Source organism: Streptomyces roseoverticillatus, assembly GCF_000719265.1.
Classification (GTDB): Bacteria; Actinomycetota; Actinomycetes; order Streptomycetales; family Streptomycetaceae; genus Streptomyces; species Streptomyces roseoverticillatus.
In genome coordinates, this window is record NZ_JOFL01000013.1 from 26,534 (window position 1) to 42,805 (window position 16,272).

Here is a 16,272-nt window from a genome sequence, read left to right on the forward strand (position 1 = left end):
AACGAAAGAACGGCAGAACGAAAGAACGGAAGAATTGGAATGAATCCCCCGATAGTCGTGATAGCGGACCCGCTCTCGCCTGCGGCGGTCGACGCCCTGGGCGAAGGCGTTGAGATCCGCCATGTCGACGGTACGGACCGGGCCGCGCTGCTGGCAGCAGTCCGGGACGCCGACGCCCTGCTCGTCCGCAGCGGCACCCGCGCCGACGCGGAGGTCATAGAGGCCGCACCCCGCCTCAAGGTCATCGGCAGGGCGGGCGTCGGTCTCGACAACGTCGACGTGGACGCGGCCACCCGCGCGGGCGTCCTCGTGGCCAACACCCCCACGGCCAACATCGTCAGCGCCGCGGAGATGACCTGCGCACTGCTGCTGGCAGCGGCCCGCAACGTCCCGCAGGCCGGCCACGCCCTGAAACAGGGCTCCTGGGAACGCAGCCGCTTCACGGGCGTGGAACTCTCGGGCAAGGTGCTCGGCATCGTGGGCCTGGGCCGCATCGGCGTGCTGGTGGCCGAGCGACTGACGGCCTTCGGCATGAAGGTCATCGCGTACGACCCGTACGTGGTGGGGGATCGCGCCACGGAACTCGGCATCGAGCTGACCGGTCTCGACGACCTCCTCACCCGCGCCGACTTCGTGACGGTCCACCTCCCCCGGACCCCGGAGACGACCGGCCTCATCGGCCACCGGGAACTCCGTAAGGCCAAGCCCACCGCGTACTTCGTCAACGTCGCCCGCGGCGGCATCATCGACGAGTCCGCCCTGACCGACGCCCTGCGCACCGGCGGCATAGCGGGCGCGGCCCTGGACGTCTTCGAGAACGAACCGCCCGCGGGCTCCCCCCTCCTCACCCTGGACAACGTGGTGGTCACCCCGCACCTGGGCGCCTCGACCCGAGAGGCCCAGGAGAAGGCGGGCACCCAGGTGGCGAGATCGGTATCCCTGGCCCTGAAGGGCGCCCCGGTCCCGGACGCGGTAAACACCCCGCGCCCCTTCGCGGGGGCCCTCAGCTAACGCTCGACGACACGAGGGCCCGGCTCCGCTGGGGCCGGGCCCGACGTTGCCCCCGCTGGCCTCTGGGACAGTCGTCGTCAGGAGGCTCGAGGCTCAGTCGTCGCAGCCCTCGGTGACAACAAATTTCGTCCCCGCGAGCGCCGCTCCGACACGCGTCTCGGCCCACTCAGCGAGGAGATCCGGCTGTTCTTCGAGCTGATTCAGCAGATCGGCGATCTCATCAGCGCTTGGCGTCGTGGGGAGTACGCAGCGGAGCACCGTGTTACCTGTCGCGCTGCTGCACTCCTCGTAGGTCACATCGGGCTCATCGGGTTCCCAGAGGCCGATCTCGATGTCCCAAGAATTGTTGCCGCTGTCGCCGGGCTCCGGCACGTGGACTGACAGGTAATAACCGTCTGAACCGTCCGGCTCAGCGAAGATCTCGAGGTAGGTCTGTTCCAGTCCAGCCTGGACGCCGGAGTACCGAGAGTAGGCGGTGACCATTACTCGTAGGTCCGCGACGGCCTTCTCGCGCTCCTCTGGGGTGATCCCCTCTTCGAGACGATCCAAGTGCTCACGCGCCTCACGGCTGAGCATGTACATTCCGCCGTCATACGTCACGAATGGCTGGCCGAAGTCCCAGTACCGCCGACTCTCAGCCTCAGGTAGAGGCACTCCCTCCGAGTACTCGGCGAGTGCCTCGCGCAACTCGCGTGCTTCTAGTTCCAGTTCCGCGTTGATCGCGATCGCGATCGGCTCGGGCACCGCAGCCAGAGCGGCGTCCAAATCGACCAATGCCTGGTGGAGTTCCAGACAGGCGTACTCGTACCACAGGCTGTGCGCGCCACTCAGAAGATCGGCACGTGAAGCCCGGTCGGTCAACGCTGCGAGGTGTTTCGTCGGATAGCTGGCCACGCTGTGGTCTCGGACATCATGGATGCTCAGGGGGATGGTCGCGAGAGCGGAGATCCGGTTGAGCGAGTCGGTGATCGGTTCTGCCAGGCCGGGGGCGCTCAGGCTCGTCACAGTCGACGACACAACTCCGCCCGGTCCCTGGTAGGTCGCCAGGATCTGCGTTTTCCCGCGGTTCGCGTGCTGGGAGTAAATAGTCATGAGGAAGCCTCTCGGCCACCGGGTCGATGATGGCTCGGTGGCCACGGAAGGACATGGAGAGAGGCGGTGGCGAGGGCGCGTTCCGACGCTCCGTGCCTCGAAGGGACCGGTGGTGGCCCAGGTACTGTCCCGGGCTCCTTACCTGCTCTCAGCTTAGGACGTACGCATCGCGCGCCACAAGCAGGTTGCCTGGTTCGCTGGAACAGGGATTGGGCTGCCGACGAGACACCGTCATCGGCCGGGCGTCCCGAACTCAGGCTGGGTGGACACGATTCGCCTGCAGTGCACAGGACTGAGAGTGGCCGGCCCCGGTAGGCGCTGAGAGGGCGCTTACCGGAGCAAGTGCCACGGTGTGCAGGTCCTGACGACGGCCGTGGGCCGTCTCTTAAGCCGACGGCTATTACTTCGGGGCGGTCCAGAGCTGGCGCTTGTAGGTGTTGGCGGCGTGCAGCTGGACCTTGGTGCCGTTGGCGGTGCTGCCGCCGGTCACGTCGAGGACCTTGCCGGACGCGACGTGCACGATCTGCCCCTTCGCGTTGACCGACCAGCGCTGCGAGGCACCGCCGTTGCAGTCGAAGAGCTCGATCTTGTTGCCGTCGGTGCTCGCGTTGCGCGCGTTGTCCAGGCACTTGCCCAGCGCGCGGAACGTACCGTCCTTGCCCAGGATCCAGGACTGCGCCACCGATCCGTTGCAGGTGTAGAGCTGGATCTGCGTGCCGTTGACCGCCTTCCCGCCCTTGATGTCGAGGCACTTGCCGCCGAGGCCGGTCACCTTGCCCTGGGGCGGGACGGCCACGCCGGCGCCGGCGGCGAGGTAGCGCAGGCCTTGCGCGTCGAACTGCTGGATGTAGGTGCCCACGCGACCGTCCTGGTAGCCGTGGTTCGCGGTGCACATCACGGGCTTCTCGCCGGAGTCCGTGCCCGTGGCGCAGTCGCCGCGCGTCGCGCTGCGGTCCGCGTGCGTCAGGCCCATGGTGTGGCCGAGCTCGTGGCTGATGTGGTTGCGCATGAACGTCTCGCCCCAGGACGGAGCGGGCTTGCCGTCCTTGGTGAAGAACTCGCTGTCGATGTAGGCGTGCCCGCTGGTCACGGTGCCCGGGACCGACGAGGAGATGAGACCGCAGCTCAGGTTGGGGGTGCCCGAGCCGTCGCGGACGATCTTCCAGCCGGTCTGGCCGTTGTCCGCCGGCGGCACGCACGGGCGCTTGAGCACGCCGATGACGATCTCGCCCTTGGGCCGGGAGTAGTTCCAGCCCACGGGCGTGGTGTCGACGGAGATGGGCAGGTTGGTGATGCGCTTCAGGTCGGCTGCGGACGCCTTCACGTAGCGGCCCAGCCAGTCCACGGACTGCTGGTCGTAGAACTTGATCGTGTAGCCGGTCGGCAGGGACTTGGCCATGCCGTTGGCCAGCTTCCACCCCTCGCCCTGCGGAGCCGCGGCCACCGCCGCCCTGGTGTGCGCGGGCGCCGTGCCCAGCGACATCACACCGTTGTCGAAGACGGTCCCGTCGGTCGTAGAGACGCCGGAATCAGCCTGTCCGGACGGCTCGTTCGCCGGTGCCGCGGCGGTCTCCGGGGCAGTGCTCTCGGAGCTCTCAGTGCCGAAGGCGCCGGGCGAGAACTGCACGGTCGCAGCGATTGCCGCCACGGCACCCGCAGCGGCGACGGCTATTCGGCGCTTGCCGGTAAGTCGCATGTTCTGATCGGCCTTTCCCCGTTGCTTCACTGGTCGCCCCGGACGGTGACCGTTCCACCCGCCCGGGGGCGCTGCGATCCTAGGCCGTCCGGCAACCGCGATGATCTCCGCGGCGGACTCCCCGCTCTACGCGCACATCGTTGTGTCGTCGCTCACAGGCGGCCATGCCGAAGAGATCGGCCCCTCTGCTGGGACCACGTCGACCTTGAAGGGGACCCGGAAACGAAGCCGGCGGTTCCGCCGCACATCGCGGTGCGGCGCTCGGCCTGCTCCTCGGGAGAGCGGGAAGACCGAGAAGCGGCCCGAGGCCGCACTCGGGCCGTAGCCACGCGGTTAGTCGCGCACAACAGAAGAGGCCTGATCCACTTTCGTGGATCAGGCCTCTGACCTGCTATTTCAGCTGTCGGGGTGGCGGGATTTGAACCCACGACCTCTTCGTCCCGAACGAAGCGCGCTGCCAAGCTGCGCTACACCCCGATGTTCTCCGAGTCCCTGATTTCGCAGGTCCCCGGCGCAACGAGCTCTACTTTAGCGGACTGGAGCCCGTAGGCGAAATCCGGTTTCGGGAGCCGTGCAGGTGGGGGCGTACGCGGTCGAGGAGGAGCAGGGTGAGGGCCAGGGCGTAGAAGGCCAGGCCGAAGGTGACGGCGTTGGTGGCGATGCCGTCGTAGCCCTGGAGGTCGACGTCCAGGAAGGGGTACGGGTAGCGGCCGTCGGTGCCGGGGTCGAGGAGGGCGCCTCGGACCAGGGCGAACGGGAGGTAGAGGAGGGGGTAGACCAGCCACTGCCCGGCGTGGCGCAGGAGGAAGCCGCCGGGGGCCGTGAGGATGAGCCAGTCGAGGGCGGCCGTGAGCGGGGTCACGGTGTGGAGGAGCTGGTTGGCGATCGATTCCAGGGGCGTGCGCTCGCTGGTCATGGCGAACCCGCTGGAGTCGTTCGAGAGCACGAAATGGAAGACCAGGCCCGTGATCGAGATGTAGAGCAGCGCGGCGCCCGCGATCCGCGGGGAGAGGGCGGGGCGCGCCGTCCACGCGCGCTGGGCGGCCCAGGCGAAGGTGATCGCCACCAGGATGTTGGACTGGATCGTGAAGTAGCTGAAGAGTCTGCCCAGGTCGTCCGATTCGATCGTGTCCAGGACGATGCCGGTGAGCGCGGCCAGGGCCACGAGCGCGCGGAAGGCCGCCGCGAAGGGGCGGCGGCCGGCCGGGACGACCGCGGCGGCGGGAACGCCCGCCGCGTCGGTCGTGCCGCGCCGGGTGGTGGAGGGGGTCGGGTCGATCATCCCTCCACCGTACGGGCGAGCTCCGGAAACCTCCCCGGCCCCGCCGCGGCTCAGTCGCGGGGGACGAGGGTGAGGAGCGTGGCCTCCGGGGGGCACGCAAAGCGGACGGGGGTGTAGCGGTTCGTGCCGCAGCCTGCGGAGACGTGCAGGTAGGAGCGGTGGCCGCCGGCCTTGTGGGTGGACAGGCCCTTGACCCGCTCGGGGTCGATGTCGCAGTTGGTGACCAGCGCCCCGTAGAAGGGGATGCACAGCTGGCCGCCGTGCGTGTGCCCGGCGAGGATCAGCGGGTAGCGGTCGGCGGTGAAGGCGTCGAGGACCCGGAGGTACGGGGCGTGGACGACCGCCATGGAGAAGTCCGCGTCCTCGCGGGGACCGCCGGTGACCTCCGCGTACCGGTCGCGCTTGATGTGCGGGTCATCGAGGCCGGTGAGGGCGATGTCGTAGCCCGCGACCTTGAGGTCGCCGCGGGTGTTGGTCAGGTTGACCCAGCCCGCAGCGTCGAAGCCGTCGCGCAGCTCCTCCCAGGGGTTGCGGGGCACGCCGACCACCGGGGCGTTGCCGTTGAGGCCGTGCCGGCCGCTGACCCGCTCCAGCAGATAGCGGGCGGGGTTGCGCGGCTTGGGCCCGTAGTAGTCGTTCGAGCCGAAGACGTAGGCGCCCGGGAACTCCATCAGCGGGCCCAGCGCGTCGAGCGTCTCGGGCACGCCCTCCGTGTCGGAGAGGTTGTCCCCCGTGTTGATCACGAAGTCCGGGCGCAGGCCCGCGAGCGACTGCAGCCAGCGCTGCTTCTTGCGCTGTCCGCAGACCATGTGGATGTCGGAGACCTGGAGCACCCGCAGCGGCCGCATCCCGGCCGGCAGCACGGGCACGGTCACCCGCCGCAGCCGGAAGGACCGGACCTCGAAGCCGGCGGCGTAGGCGAGGCCGGCCGCGCCTGCTGCCGCGATTCCCAGGGGTACTCCGTATCGAGCGCGCATGGGGTACATGGTCGCAGACCATGGGGACTTGCCCTTCACGGGCTGTGGATATCCGGGGTGTTCACGAGTTGCCCATACCTGGCCACCGTCCCCGGCCGTCCCCGGCCATCCCGGCCTGACCGGGCCGGTCCGCCTGTCCCCGCCGAGTCGATACCGCCCGCCCCGCTGAGTTAATGCAGCGCGGCGGGCGTCGCCCAATGCGAAGATTGCGGCATGACCACGCTCAAGTCCAAGCTGCACGACGACCTCACCACCGCCATCAGGGCACGTGACGAGCTGCGCTCCTCCACCCTCCGGCTCACCCTCTCCGCCATCGCCTACGAGGAGACCGCGGGCAAGGTCGCCCGTGAGCTCTCCGACGACGAGGTGCTGAAGGTGATCACCCGCGAGGCGAAGAAGCGCCGTGAGGCCGCGGACGCGTTCGACAAGGGCGGCCGTGCCGACTCGGCCGAGCGGGAGCGCGCGGAGGGCGAGGTCCTCGCCGAATACCTGCCGAAGCAGCTGTCGGACGAGGAGATCGCCGCGATCGTCAGCGAGGCGGTGGCCGAGGCCAAGGCCGGCGGTGCCGAGGGGCCGAAGGCCATGGGTGCCGTCATGAAGATCGTGAACCCCAAGGTGGCCGGCCGCGCCGACGGCAGCCGCGTCGCCGCGGAGGTCAAGCGCCTCCTCGCCGGCTGATCCACAGCCAGGCATACAGACATACGCGAAGGGGCGCCCGGACCGTTTCGGTCCGAGCGCCCCTTCTCATGCGTTCACGCGCCTGCTCTTAGCTGCCGGTCAGCGGCCGCCGTCCTGGCCCGGCCCCGGCTGGTTGTGACGCCCGCCGCCGTTGCCGCCATTGCCACCGGTCTTGCCGCTGCCACCGCCCGGCTTGTTGCTGCTGTTGCCCGGCTTGTTCCTGCCGCGCCCGTTGCCGGCCGTGCCGCCCTTGTCGGTGTCACCGCGCTCGCTGCCGCCACCACCGACCGCCACCGTGTCGAAGCTCGGGGCCTCCTTGCCCTCCAGGGCGCCGGCCATCGCGTCGCGCCAGATCGGGCCGGGGGTGTCGCCGCCGTAGACCTTGTCGTGGTACTGGCCGCCGATGGTGATGTTCTCCATCTCGACGTCCTTGCCCGGGCCGCCGACCCAGACCGCACCGGCCATGTTGGGCGTGTAGCCGACGAACCAGGCGGCCTTACGGCCGTCCGTCGTACCGGTCTTGCCCGCGCTGTCGCGCCCGGACAGACCGGCCTCCTTGCCCGTACCGTCCTCGACGACGCCCTTGAGGAGCGTGTTCACGGTGTCGGCGGTCTGCTCGGACATGGCCCGCGAGCACTTCGTCTTCGGCACGGGCAGGCTCTTGCCGTTCGGGCCGGTGGCCGAGGTGATCAGGACCGGCGTGCAGTACGTACCGCCGTTGGCGAAGGCGGCGTACGCGGAGGCCATGGTCAGCGGGGACATGCCCTGCGTGCCGAGCGCGATCGACGGGACCTGGTCCATGTCGGCGCCGGAGGCCGGCTTCAGGCCGAGCTTCTCCGCCATCTTCGTCACCGGGCAGGTGCCGATGTCGCCGATCATCTGGATGAAGTACGTGTTGACCGACTTGGCGGTCGCCTCCCGCATCCCGTACGGGCCGACCTCGCTCCGGTTCTCGTTGCTGACCGTCTCGCCGCCGGAGTTCTTCCACGTGCCGGTGCACGTGTCCACGGCCTCCGGGTAGGGCATCTGGTAGGGCGACGCGTACGACTTGTTGGGCGAGATGCCCTCTTCCAGGGCGGCCGCCGCAAGGATCGGCTTGAAGGTGGAACCGGTCTGGAAGCCGTAGTTCGACCCGCCCCGGTTCTTGTCGGCCGAGAGGTTGATCTGCGTCTGGTGGTCGCCGAAGCCGTACGGGCGCGACTGGCCCATGCCGAGCACCTTGCCGGTACCGGGCTGGACGATCGAGATCGCGGTGGCCACGGAGTCGGACTGGTAGACGTGGTCGGTGATCGACTTCTGGACCGACTTCTGCGTCTGCGGGTCGAGGGTGGTGCGGATCGTCATGCCGCCCTCGTTCCAGCGCTTGGCCCGCGCCTCCTTGGTCTTGCCGAAGACCGGGTCCTTGAGGAAGACCTCGCGGACGTAGTCGCAGAAGAAGCCCGCGCCGCTGACGGCGGTGATGCAGCCGCTCTTGGGGCGGGTGACCTTCAGCTTGACGGGCTCGGCCTTGGCGGCCGCGGCCTCCTCCGGGGTGACGGCCTTGAGCTCGGCCATGCGCTGCAGCACGGTGTTGCGGCGCTTGACGGCCTCGTTCGGGGCGTTGACGGGGTCGTAGCGGCTCGGCGACTGGACGATGCCGGCCAGCATCGCCGACTCGGCCAGGGTGAGGTCCTTCGCGCGCTTGCTGAAGTAGCGCTGGGAGGCGGCCTCCACGCCGTAGGACTGCTGCCCGAAGAAGGTGATGTTCAGGTAGTTGTTGAGGATCCGGTCCTTGCCGAGCTCCTTCTCCACCTGAATGGCGTACTTCAGCTCCTTGACCTTGCGGCCGAGGGTCTGCTGCGTGGCGACGGCGACCTTGTCGGGGTCGTCGCCGGCCTCCTCGACGAAGATGTTCTTGATGTACTGCTGGGTGAGGGTGGAGGCGCCCTCGGAGACGCCACCGGACTGGGCGTTCTTGTTGACCGCGCGGAGCACGCCCTTGAGGTCGATCGCGCCGTGCTCGTAGAAGCGCGCGTCCTCGATGGCGACGATCGCCTTCCGCATGTACGGGGAGATCTCGTTCAGTGGTACGACCGTACGGTCCCGCGAGTAGACCTTGGCTATTTCGCCGCCCTCGGCGTCCAGGATTGTGGTGCGCTGGCTGAGCGGTGGTGTCTTCATACTGGCCGGGATCTCGTCGAACCCCTCGACGGACTCCTTGGCCACCAGTCCGAAGGCCCCGACGGCAGGCAGGGCCAGGCCCGCCAGAACCGCTCCGGAGAGCACGCTGACACCTAGGAACTTGGCGGCCATCCGGGTCCTGTTGGACCCCTCGCCCGAGCGCTTCTTACCCATGGAGGGAAGCCTACGTTCTCATTCGGCGGACAGACGCCCGTGTGTTCGCCTACGCTGTTTCACGCCAGTCACTGCGGTGTGATTCGGCATCATCTCTGCCTTCACTCTTGTGGGTGATGAGATGTGTCCGAATTGCCGTCCGTGTCACTCCCTGGGTCTTGCGACCGGGGTGACCTGCCCCGATATGGCGGACTGGTCGGTAATGTCGTTCGCTCACTCCGTTGGGTGATCTGCCGCGTACGCATAGTCCGTTCGGGCCATCCAAGATTGGGCCCGAAGGGGGTGTTGCCCCCTGCCTGCCTTCCGTAACGTCCTCAACTGGCAACGGTGAATATGCCGCTGCCGCCGTGGGGGAGCCCCGATTCGGGAGAGGACGGCGCCAGCATGGGCTGGGTAACCGACTGGAGTGCGCAGGCAGCCTGCCGCACTACCGATCCGGATGAACTATTCGTTCAGGGCGCTGCACAGAACAGGGCCAAGGCGGTATGCACCGGGTGCCCGGTGCGCACGGAGTGTCTGGCGGATGCGCTGGACAACCGCGTCGAGTTCGGCGTGTGGGGCGGGATGACCGAGCGCGAGCGCAGGGCGCTGCTGCGGCGCCGGCCGACGGTCACCTCGTGGCGCAGGCTCCTGGAGACCGCCCGTACGGAATACGAGCGCGGGGCGGGGATCCTGGCGCTGGGCGACGAAGAGTACGGCGAGTACGCGGCGGTCGGGTAGCCGGTACGGGTGCCGATACGGACGCCGGTGCCGATGTCGGTACCGACGCCGATGCCCTGACGGGCGTACAGGATCACGGCGTGCCGGGTCAGGCGTACGGGATCACGGCGTGCTGGATCGCGCCTACGGGATGACGGCCTGGATGACGCCGTGCAGGCTCACTCAGTCCGCTCGGCCTCAGTCCGCTCGGCGTGCGGCTCGTCCGCCGACGGAGCGGGCGTAGCAGCCGAGGCAGCCCTGGGAGCCGGGGCGGCGGGCTGGGCGGCGAGGCGCTCGCCGATCTCCCGCAGCCCCGCCAGGTCGTGCACATCGCCGGGCAGGGCGGCCACTTCCGCCACCGCTACCTCCGGGTGCAGAGAGGTGAAGCGGTCACGCGTGCGGCGCTCGCGGTCGAGCACCTGCATGCGCTCGGCGTGCAGCCGCAGCAGGCCTGCTGCTGTCTTGGACGCGCCGGTTTCCGACCCGGAGACGTCGGTTTCCGACTTGGAGACGTCGGCTTCCGAAGCGCCACCCTCCGTAGCGTCGCTCGATTCTCCCGAAGATGCCGGCTGGGGGAGGCCGCTCTCGGGAGAGGACGGAGAGGACGGAGAAGGCGGGGCTGTGGGAGCGTCGGTGCCTGCGACGCGGGCGGTACGTGACCCAGCTTGCCCGCCGTCACGATCCACAATGCCGCCGGCGGCAAGATTTTCCGATGTTCCTGCCGGAGTCGGCTCCGGAGCGCCCGTCGGCGCGTCCGCGGGCGCGTCCGTCGGCGAGTCCGCCAGCTCATCCGTGAGCCCCTCGGAGAGCGCCTCCGCCGCGGCCAGCGCCCGCTCCGCCGTCAGCTGACCGGCCGCGCTTCCGTGCACCCGGTTGAGCACGAGCCCCGCCAGCGGCATGCGCTCCGCGGCCAGCCGCTCCACGAAGTACGCCGCCTCCCGCAGTGCGTCACGCTCGGGCGCCGCGACGACGAGGAAGGCCGTCCCGGGGGCCTGCAGCAGCCGGTACGTGGCATCCGCGCGGGTGCGGAAACCGCCGAACATGGTGTCCATGGCGGCCACGAACGTCTGGACGTCGCGAAGGAGCTGGGCCCCCATCAGCTTGTTCAGCGGCCCGCTCATCACGGACATGCCGACGCCCAGGAACTTCATCCCGGCCCGCCCGCCGAGCTTCGCCGGCGCGACCAGCAGCTTGATCAGTTTCCCGTCCAGGAACGACCCCAGCCGCCCGGGGGCGTCCAGGAAGTCGAGCGCGGAGCGGCTCGGCGGGGTGTCCACGACGATCAGGTCCCACTCGTCGCGGGAGCGGAGCTGACCGAGCTTCTCCATGGCCATGTACTCCTGCGTGCCGGCGAAGCCGGCCGACAGGGACTGGTAGAAGGGGTTTTCCAGGATCGCCCGGGCGCGCTCCTTGTCGGAGTGCGCCTCCACGATCTCGTCGAAGGTCCGCTTCATGTCGAGCATCATGGCGTGCAGCTCGCCACCGGCGGACGAGTCGATTCCGGGCACTCGGCGGGGCACGTTGTCGAGCTCCTCGATGCCCATCGACTGCGCCAGCCTGCGCGCCGGGTCGATCGTCAGGACGACGACCTTCCGGCCGCGCTCCGCGGCCCGTACGCCGAGGGCCGCCGCGGTCGTCGTCTTGCCGACACCGCCGGAGCCGCAGCACACCACGATGCGGGTGCGGGGGTTGTCCAGCACGGGGTCGATGGCGAGGACGGAAGCGGTGTCGAGGCCCTTCCGTCGGGAGGTGCTGTCGAGGCCCGTCCGCTGGGAAGCCGGGGAAGCCGGGGAAGTCCGGGAGGCCGGGGAAGCGGTGTCGAGCCCCTTCCGCTGGGCCGGCACTCCTGCTGCCGACTCTGCTGTCACTGTCGGCTCTGCTGTCAACGCGCCACTCCTTGCTTCCGCAGTTCGCGCGCCATGCGGTAGAGCCCCGCCAGGTCAACGCCGTCGCCGAGCAGTTCCAGTTCGTACGTGGGCAGGCCGAGCTCCGCTATGCCGGCGCGGCCGCGCTCCTCCAGGGCGAGCCGCTCGATGTGCTCGCGGGCCTCGGTCAGCAGCGGGTCGACGAGCTGCTCGGCGAGGCCGGGGTTGCGCGCGCCGCCGAACCCGGTGCGCTCCAGGGCGTGCGACAGGGCCTGCGCGACGGCGGTCCGCCGGCCGTTCGCGGCGGCCTCCACGGCCGCTGCGTCCAATATCTCCGGCCGCACCATGTTGATGACGACACCGCCCACCGGCAGGCCCGCCGCGCGGAGCTCCGCAACGCCGTCGCGCGTCTCCTGGACGGGCATCTCCTCCAGCAGCGTCACGAAGTGCACTGCCGTCTCCGGTGACTTGAGCACCCGCATGACGGCCTGCGCCTGGTTGTGGATCGGGCCGATCCGGGCGAGCCCGGCCACCTCGTCGTTCACGTTGAGGAAGCGGGTGATGCGGCCGGTGGGCGGGGCGTCCATGATCACGTGGTCGTAGGCGAAGCGGCCCGTGCGGTCCTTGCGGCGCACCGCCTCGCAGGCCTTGCCGGTCAGCAGGACGTCGCGCAGCCCGGGCGCGATGGTTGTCGCAAAATCGATGGCGCCGATCTTCCGCAGAGCCCGCCCCGCGCCGCCGAGCTTGTAGAACATGTGCAGGTAGTCGAGGAGCGCCCGCTCGGCGTCGATGGCCAGGGCGAACACCTCGCCCCCGCCCGGCGCAACCGCGATCTTGCGCTCCTCGTACGGCAGCGCCTCCGTCTCGAACAGCTGGGCTATGCCCTGACGGCCTTCCACCTCCACCAGGAGAGTGCGCTTGCCCTCGGCGGCGAGGGCAAGCGCGAGTGCCGCGGCGACCGTGGTCTTGCCGGTTCCGCCCTTGCCGCTGACGACATGGAGCCTGCTCATGAATCGGAGCCTAATTCGTCGGCAACGCCCTTGTGGCGCCAGGTGGCGACATGAGGTCATTCGTTGTCGGTGGGAGGCATTACAGTCGGCCCATGACCAAATGGGAATACGCCACCGTGCCGCTGCTCGTGCACGCGACCAAGCAGATTCTGGACACCTGGGGCGAGGACGGCTGGGAGCTCGTCCAGGTCGTGCCGGGGCCGAACAACCCCGAGCAGCTGGTGGCCTACCTCAAGCGGCCGAAGCCGTGAGCGCCGTCGAGAGCCGGCTCGCCGAGCTCGGGCTGACCCTGCCCGACGTCGTGCCGCCGATCGCCGCCTACCAGCCGGCCGTGCGCTCCGGTGCGTACGTCTACACCGCCGGCCAGCTGCCCATGGTCAAGGGCTCCATCCCGGTGACGGGCAAGGTCGGCGCCGAGGTCAGCCCCGAGCAGGCCAAGGAGCTCGCGGCGGTCTGCGCGCTGAACGCCCTGGCGGCGGTCAAGTCGGTCATCGGTGACCTGGGCCGCATCGTCCGCGTGGTCAAGGTCGTCGGCTTCGTCGCCTCCGCCCCCGACTTCACCGGCCAGCCCGGTGTCCTCAACGGCGCCAGCGAGCTGCTCGGCGAGGTGCTCGGCGAGAAGGGCGTGCACGCCCGTTCGGCCGTGGGCGTCGCGGTGCTGCCGCTGGACGCGCCGGTCGAGGTCGAGTTCGTGGTCGAGGTCCAGGCCTGAGCACGCTCCAGGCCTGAGTCCGCTCCGGGCCTGAGTCCGCTCCGGGCCCGGGCCGGGGCCGGGGCGGAGCCGGGCAGGGGCTGAGCCCCGCCCGGACAGGGCTGCCGGCGGCGGCGCCCCCGGTCCTCGTCCCCTCGAACATCCGCCCGTGAGCGCATAGCATCCGGCCATGTCGACTTCGAACGGCCAGTGGTATCCGCCGGAGTGGCCGGACCGGATCAGAGCGCTCACACGGGGCGAGCTCGACCCCGTACGCCCCCGCCGCGCCGCGACCGTCCTGCTGCTGCGCGACGGAGCCGACGGCCCCGCCGTCCACATGCTGCGCAGACGCGCCTCCATGGCCTTCGCCGGAGGCGCGTACGCGTATCCGGGCGGCTCCGTCGACCCGCGCGACGAGCGGGACGTGCCCTGGGCCGGCCCCGCCCCCGCCGACTGGGCCCGGCGCCTGGGCGTCGACGCTGCCTCCGCCCAGGCCATCGTGTGCGCCGCCGTCCGGGAGACCTTCGAGGAGGCGGGGGTGCTGCTCGCGGGCCCCACCCCCGGCACGGTCGTCGCGGACACCACGGGGCCCGAGTGGGAGGCCGAGCGGGCCGCCCTCGTCAGCCGCGAGCTGGCGTTCGCCGACTTCCTCGTGCAGCGCGGCCTGCTCCTGCGCAGCGACCTCCTGGGCGGCTGGGCGCGCTGGATCACGCCCGAGTTCGAACCGCGCCGCTACGACACCTGGTTCTTCGTCGCCGCCCTTCCCGAGGGACAGCGCACCCGCAACGCCTCCACGGAAGCGGACCGGACCGTGTGGATCAGCCCCGCCGAGGCGGCCGACGGCTTCGACCGCGGCGAGCTGCTGATGATGCCGCCCACCATCTCCACGCTGCGCCAGTTGCGCCCGTACGGCAGCGCCACCGACGCCCTGGCCGCCGCCCGTGACAGGGATCTCACCCCCGTCCTGGCCCGAGCGCGGCTCGAAGGCGGGGAGATCGTGCTGAGCTGGCCCGGACACGACGAATTCACCCGGCACGTCGCCATGAAACCCTCGGGACCTTCGGAGGCCGACTCATGACATCCGCGACCGAACTCCCCGGCCGGCCCCGCGCAGGGGCCCTCGGCGGCCCCGCGACCGCCCGCGCGACCTGCGTCCTCGCGCCCAACCCGTCCCCGATGACGCTCGACGGCACCAACACCTGGATCGTCGCCGAACCGGACTCCGACCTTGCCGTCGTCATCGACCCCGGACCGCTGGACGAGACCCACCTGCAGGCCGTCGTCTCGACCGCCGAGGCGGCTGGAAAGCGCATCGCCCTCACTCTGCTCACGCACGGCCACCCCGACCACTCCGGCGGTGCCGCCCGCTTCGCCGAGCTGACGGGCACGCACGTACGGGCCCTCGACCCGGCGCTGCGCCTGGGCGGCGAGGGCCTCGGCATCGGTGACGTGGTCACCACCGGCGGGCTGGAGCTGCACGTGCTCTCCACGCCCGGCCACACCGCCGACTCGCTCTGCTTCCACCTGCCCGCCGACGGGGCGGTGTTCACCGGCGACACGGTGCTGGGCCGCGGCACGACGGTCGTCGCCCATCCCGAGGGTCGGCTCGGCGACTACCTCGACTCGCTGCGCCGCCTGCGCGCGCTGACCGTGGACGAGGGCGTGGGGACGGTGCTGCCGGGCCACGGCCCGGTCCTCGATGACGCGTGCGGCGCCGTCGAGTTCTACCTCGTGCACCGGGCGAAGCGGCTCGCCCAGGTGGAGACCGCCGTGGAGAGCGGCTACAGCACGCCGTCGGAGGTGGTCGCCCACGTCTACGCGGACGTCGACCATTCCCTGTGGCCGGCGGCGGAGCTGTCCGTACGGGCGCAGCTGGAGTACCTGGGGGAGCACGGGCTGATCCAGTGAACGCGGGGGAGCCCGGGCTGGTCCGGTGAACGTGGGGGAGCACGGACTGGTCCAGTGGAATGGCCGTGCCCTCGTGAGCTGCCTGTGCGTGCGGAGTGCGCACGCATGCCGAAGGCCCCTGCCGTCCGCGGCAGGGGCCTTCCGAGCTTGTGGGCGCGCCGGAGGGCGCTCCCGTCGCGCCGTGCGCCCGGGGCGTGCGGTGTGCACGCCCCGCACGGCTCGCGTCAGCGGGAGCGCTTCGCGAGCCGCTCCACGTCGAGGAGGATCACCGCACGGGCCTCCAGGCGCAGCCAGCCGCGGCCGGCGAAGTCGGCGAGGGCCTTGTTGACCGTCTCGCGGGAGGCGCCGACCAGCTGGGCCAGCTCCTCCTGGGTGAGGTCGTGCACCACGTGGATGCCTTCCTCGGACTGCACGCCGAAGCGGCGCGACAGGTCGAGCAGGGCCTTGGCGACACGGCCGGGCACGTCCGAGAAGACGAGGTCCGACATCGAGTCGTTGGTGCGGCGCAGCCGGCGGGCGACGGCGCGCAGCAGGGCGGTGGCCACCTCGGGGCGGGCGTTGAGCCAGGGCTGCAGGTCGCCGTGGCCGAGGCCGAGCAGCTTGACCTCGGTGAGGGCGGTGGCGGTGGCGGTGCGCGGCCCGGGGTCGAAGAGCGACAGCTCCCCGATGAGCTCACCGGGGCCCAGCACGGCCAGCATGTTCTCGCGGCCGTCGGGGGAGGTGCGGTGGAGCTTCACCTTGCCCTCGGTCACCACGTAGAGGCGGTCGCCGGGGTCCCCTTCGTGGAACAGGGCGTCGCCCCTCGCGAGGGTGGCCTCGCCCATGGAGGCGCGCAGCTCAGCGGCCTGCTCGTCATCGAGCGCCGCGAAAAGCGGGGCGCGCCGCAGAACGTCGTCCACGAGTTCTCTCCTTGTCGACATGCACAGAGGACCGTGGTCCCCATGATGCCCGTCGGTAAAACTGTGTGATCAAACACAAGTGTCGCGCATCGTCGCCCGAAGCCCTACGGCAGGGGTCCGATTGGGCTGT

Annotated in this window: 14 protein-coding genes, 1 tRNA gene and 1 pseudogene; 7 read left to right on the forward strand and 9 right to left on the reverse strand. The window is 70.2% G+C overall.

All coding sequences use genetic code 11. The features are described from left to right. Window positions 1-39: 39 nt before the first annotated feature. Window positions 40-978 (forward strand): annotated as a pseudogene (locus IF61_RS0117085) (hydroxyacid dehydrogenase); the annotation flags it as partial. Window positions 979-1,104: 126 nt separating this feature from the next. On the opposite strand, the gene IF61_RS0117090 reads toward IF61_RS0117085, so the two are convergent. The 5 genes from IF61_RS0117090 to IF61_RS0117110 form a co-directional block, all read right to left on the reverse strand. Continuing rightward, window positions 1,105-2,103 carry a hypothetical protein gene (locus IF61_RS0117090; protein WP_030367267.1) on the reverse strand — a complete coding sequence of 333 codons (999 nt, stop codon included), beginning with the start codon at window positions 2,101-2,103 and terminating at the stop codon, window positions 1,105-1,107. A gap of 400 nt (window positions 2,104-2,503) precedes the next feature. Then, on the reverse strand, window positions 2,504-3,751 hold the full coding sequence (locus tag IF61_RS0117095; protein ID WP_245684532.1) for a ricin-type beta-trefoil lectin domain protein: 1,248 nt from the start codon (window positions 3,749-3,751) through the stop codon (window positions 2,504-2,506). 451 nt (window positions 3,752-4,202) lie between these two features. Beyond that, window positions 4,203-4,276 (reverse strand) — tRNA-Pro (locus tag IF61_RS0117100). Between the two features lie 46 nt (window positions 4,277-4,322). Then, window positions 4,323-5,081, reverse strand: coding sequence for a Pr6Pr family membrane protein (locus IF61_RS32400; protein WP_052392766.1), 759 nt, complete (start codon window positions 5,079-5,081; stop codon window positions 4,323-4,325). Window positions 5,082-5,131: 50 nt separating this feature from the next. Then, a complete protein-coding gene (locus tag IF61_RS0117110) occupies window positions 5,132-6,058 on the reverse strand; it encodes a metallophosphoesterase (protein ID WP_030367269.1) in 927 nt (308 codons plus the stop codon). Window positions 6,059-6,271: 213 nt separating this feature from the next. Between IF61_RS0117110 and IF61_RS0117115 the strand changes: the two genes are divergently transcribed. Then, window positions 6,272-6,736 (forward strand): GatB/YqeY domain-containing protein, encoded by a 465-nt coding sequence (locus tag IF61_RS0117115; RefSeq protein ID WP_030367270.1) that lies wholly within the window; start codon window positions 6,272-6,274, stop codon window positions 6,734-6,736. A 99-nt stretch (window positions 6,737-6,835) separates the two neighbouring features. Here the strand turns inward: IF61_RS0117115 and IF61_RS0117120 are convergent, their stop codons facing one another. Further along, window positions 6,836-9,070: a transglycosylase domain-containing protein gene (locus tag IF61_RS0117120; protein ID WP_043189538.1), complete on the reverse strand. Its 2,235-nt coding sequence runs from the start codon at window positions 9,068-9,070 to the stop codon at window positions 6,836-6,838. Between the two features lie 384 nt (window positions 9,071-9,454). Here IF61_RS0117120 and IF61_RS0117125 point away from each other — a divergent pair, with 384 nt between their 5' ends. Next, on the forward strand, window positions 9,455-9,790 hold the full coding sequence (locus tag IF61_RS0117125; protein ID WP_030367272.1) for a WhiB family transcriptional regulator: 336 nt from the start codon (window positions 9,455-9,457) through the stop codon (window positions 9,788-9,790). Window positions 9,791-9,948: 158 nt separating this feature from the next. Here IF61_RS0117125 and bagB read toward each other — a convergent pair whose 3' ends face one another. Then, complete coding sequence (bagB, locus tag IF61_RS0117130) at window positions 9,949-11,613, reverse strand: ATPase BagB (RefSeq protein WP_078660282.1); 1,665 nt, start codon at window positions 11,611-11,613, stop codon at window positions 9,949-9,951. Between the two features lie 38 nt (window positions 11,614-11,651). Continuing rightward, window positions 11,652-12,644 (reverse strand): ATPase BagA, encoded by a 993-nt coding sequence (bagA, locus tag IF61_RS0117135; RefSeq protein ID WP_030367274.1) that lies wholly within the window; start codon window positions 12,642-12,644, stop codon window positions 11,652-11,654. 92 nt (window positions 12,645-12,736) lie between these two features. Here bagA and sp36 point away from each other — a divergent pair, with 92 nt between their 5' ends. The 4 genes from sp36 (at window position 12,737) to IF61_RS0117155 (ending at window position 15,243) form a co-directional block, all read left to right on the forward strand. Next, window positions 12,737-12,895, forward strand: coding sequence for a Sp36 family protein (gene sp36 / locus IF61_RS35290; RefSeq protein WP_086785308.1), 159 nt, complete (start codon window positions 12,737-12,739; stop codon window positions 12,893-12,895). Next, entirely contained in the window at window positions 12,892-13,356 is a 465-nt protein-coding gene (locus IF61_RS0117145; RefSeq protein ID WP_030367275.1) for a RidA family protein, read from the forward strand. The genes sp36 and IF61_RS0117145 overlap by 4 nt, the downstream gene beginning before the upstream one ends. 169 nt (window positions 13,357-13,525) lie before the next feature. Beyond that, on the forward strand, window positions 13,526-14,413 hold the full coding sequence (locus IF61_RS0117150; protein ID WP_030367276.1) for an NUDIX hydrolase: 888 nt from the start codon (window positions 13,526-13,528) through the stop codon (window positions 14,411-14,413). Further along, window positions 14,410-15,243, forward strand: coding sequence for an MBL fold metallo-hydrolase (locus IF61_RS0117155; RefSeq protein WP_030367277.1), 834 nt, complete (start codon window positions 14,410-14,412; stop codon window positions 15,241-15,243). Before IF61_RS0117150 ends, IF61_RS0117155 begins: the two co-directional genes overlap by 4 nt. A gap of 224 nt (window positions 15,244-15,467) precedes the next feature. Here IF61_RS0117155 and IF61_RS0117160 read toward each other — a convergent pair whose 3' ends face one another. After that, window positions 15,468-16,142, reverse strand: a complete 675-nt coding sequence (locus tag IF61_RS0117160) for a Crp/Fnr family transcriptional regulator (protein ID WP_030367278.1) — start codon at window positions 16,140-16,142, stop codon at window positions 15,468-15,470. Window positions 16,143-16,272: the final 130 nt, after the last annotated feature.

Bases quoted from the DNA above. Each gene is read 5' to 3' on its own strand.
- IF61_RS0117090 (WP_030367267.1), bottom strand. From the start codon at position 2,103: ATGACTATTTACTCCCAGCACGCGAACCGCGGGAAAACGCAGATCCTG.
- IF61_RS32400 (WP_052392766.1), bottom strand. From the start codon at position 5,081: ATGATCGACCCGACCCCCTCCACCACCCGGCGCGGCACGACCGACGCG.
- IF61_RS0117110 (WP_030367269.1), bottom strand. From the start codon at position 6,058: ATGCGCGCTCGATACGGAGTACCCCTGGGAATCGCGGCAGCAGGCGCG.
- IF61_RS0117115 (WP_030367270.1), top strand. From the start codon at position 6,272: ATGACCACGCTCAAGTCCAAGCTGCACGACGACCTCACCACCGCCATC.
- IF61_RS0117120 (WP_043189538.1), bottom strand. From the start codon at position 9,070: ATGGGTAAGAAGCGCTCGGGCGAGGGGTCCAACAGGACCCGGATGGCC.
- IF61_RS0117125 (WP_030367272.1), top strand. From the start codon at position 9,455: ATGGGCTGGGTAACCGACTGGAGTGCGCAGGCAGCCTGCCGCACTACC.
- bagA (WP_030367274.1), bottom strand. From the start codon at position 12,644: ATGAGCAGGCTCCATGTCGTCAGCGGCAAGGGCGGAACCGGCAAGACC.
- sp36 (WP_086785308.1), top strand. From the start codon at position 12,737: ATGACCAAATGGGAATACGCCACCGTGCCGCTGCTCGTGCACGCGACC.
- IF61_RS0117150 (WP_030367276.1), top strand. From the start codon at position 13,526: ATGTCGACTTCGAACGGCCAGTGGTATCCGCCGGAGTGGCCGGACCGG.
- IF61_RS0117155 (WP_030367277.1), top strand. From the start codon at position 14,410: ATGACATCCGCGACCGAACTCCCCGGCCGGCCCCGCGCAGGGGCCCTC.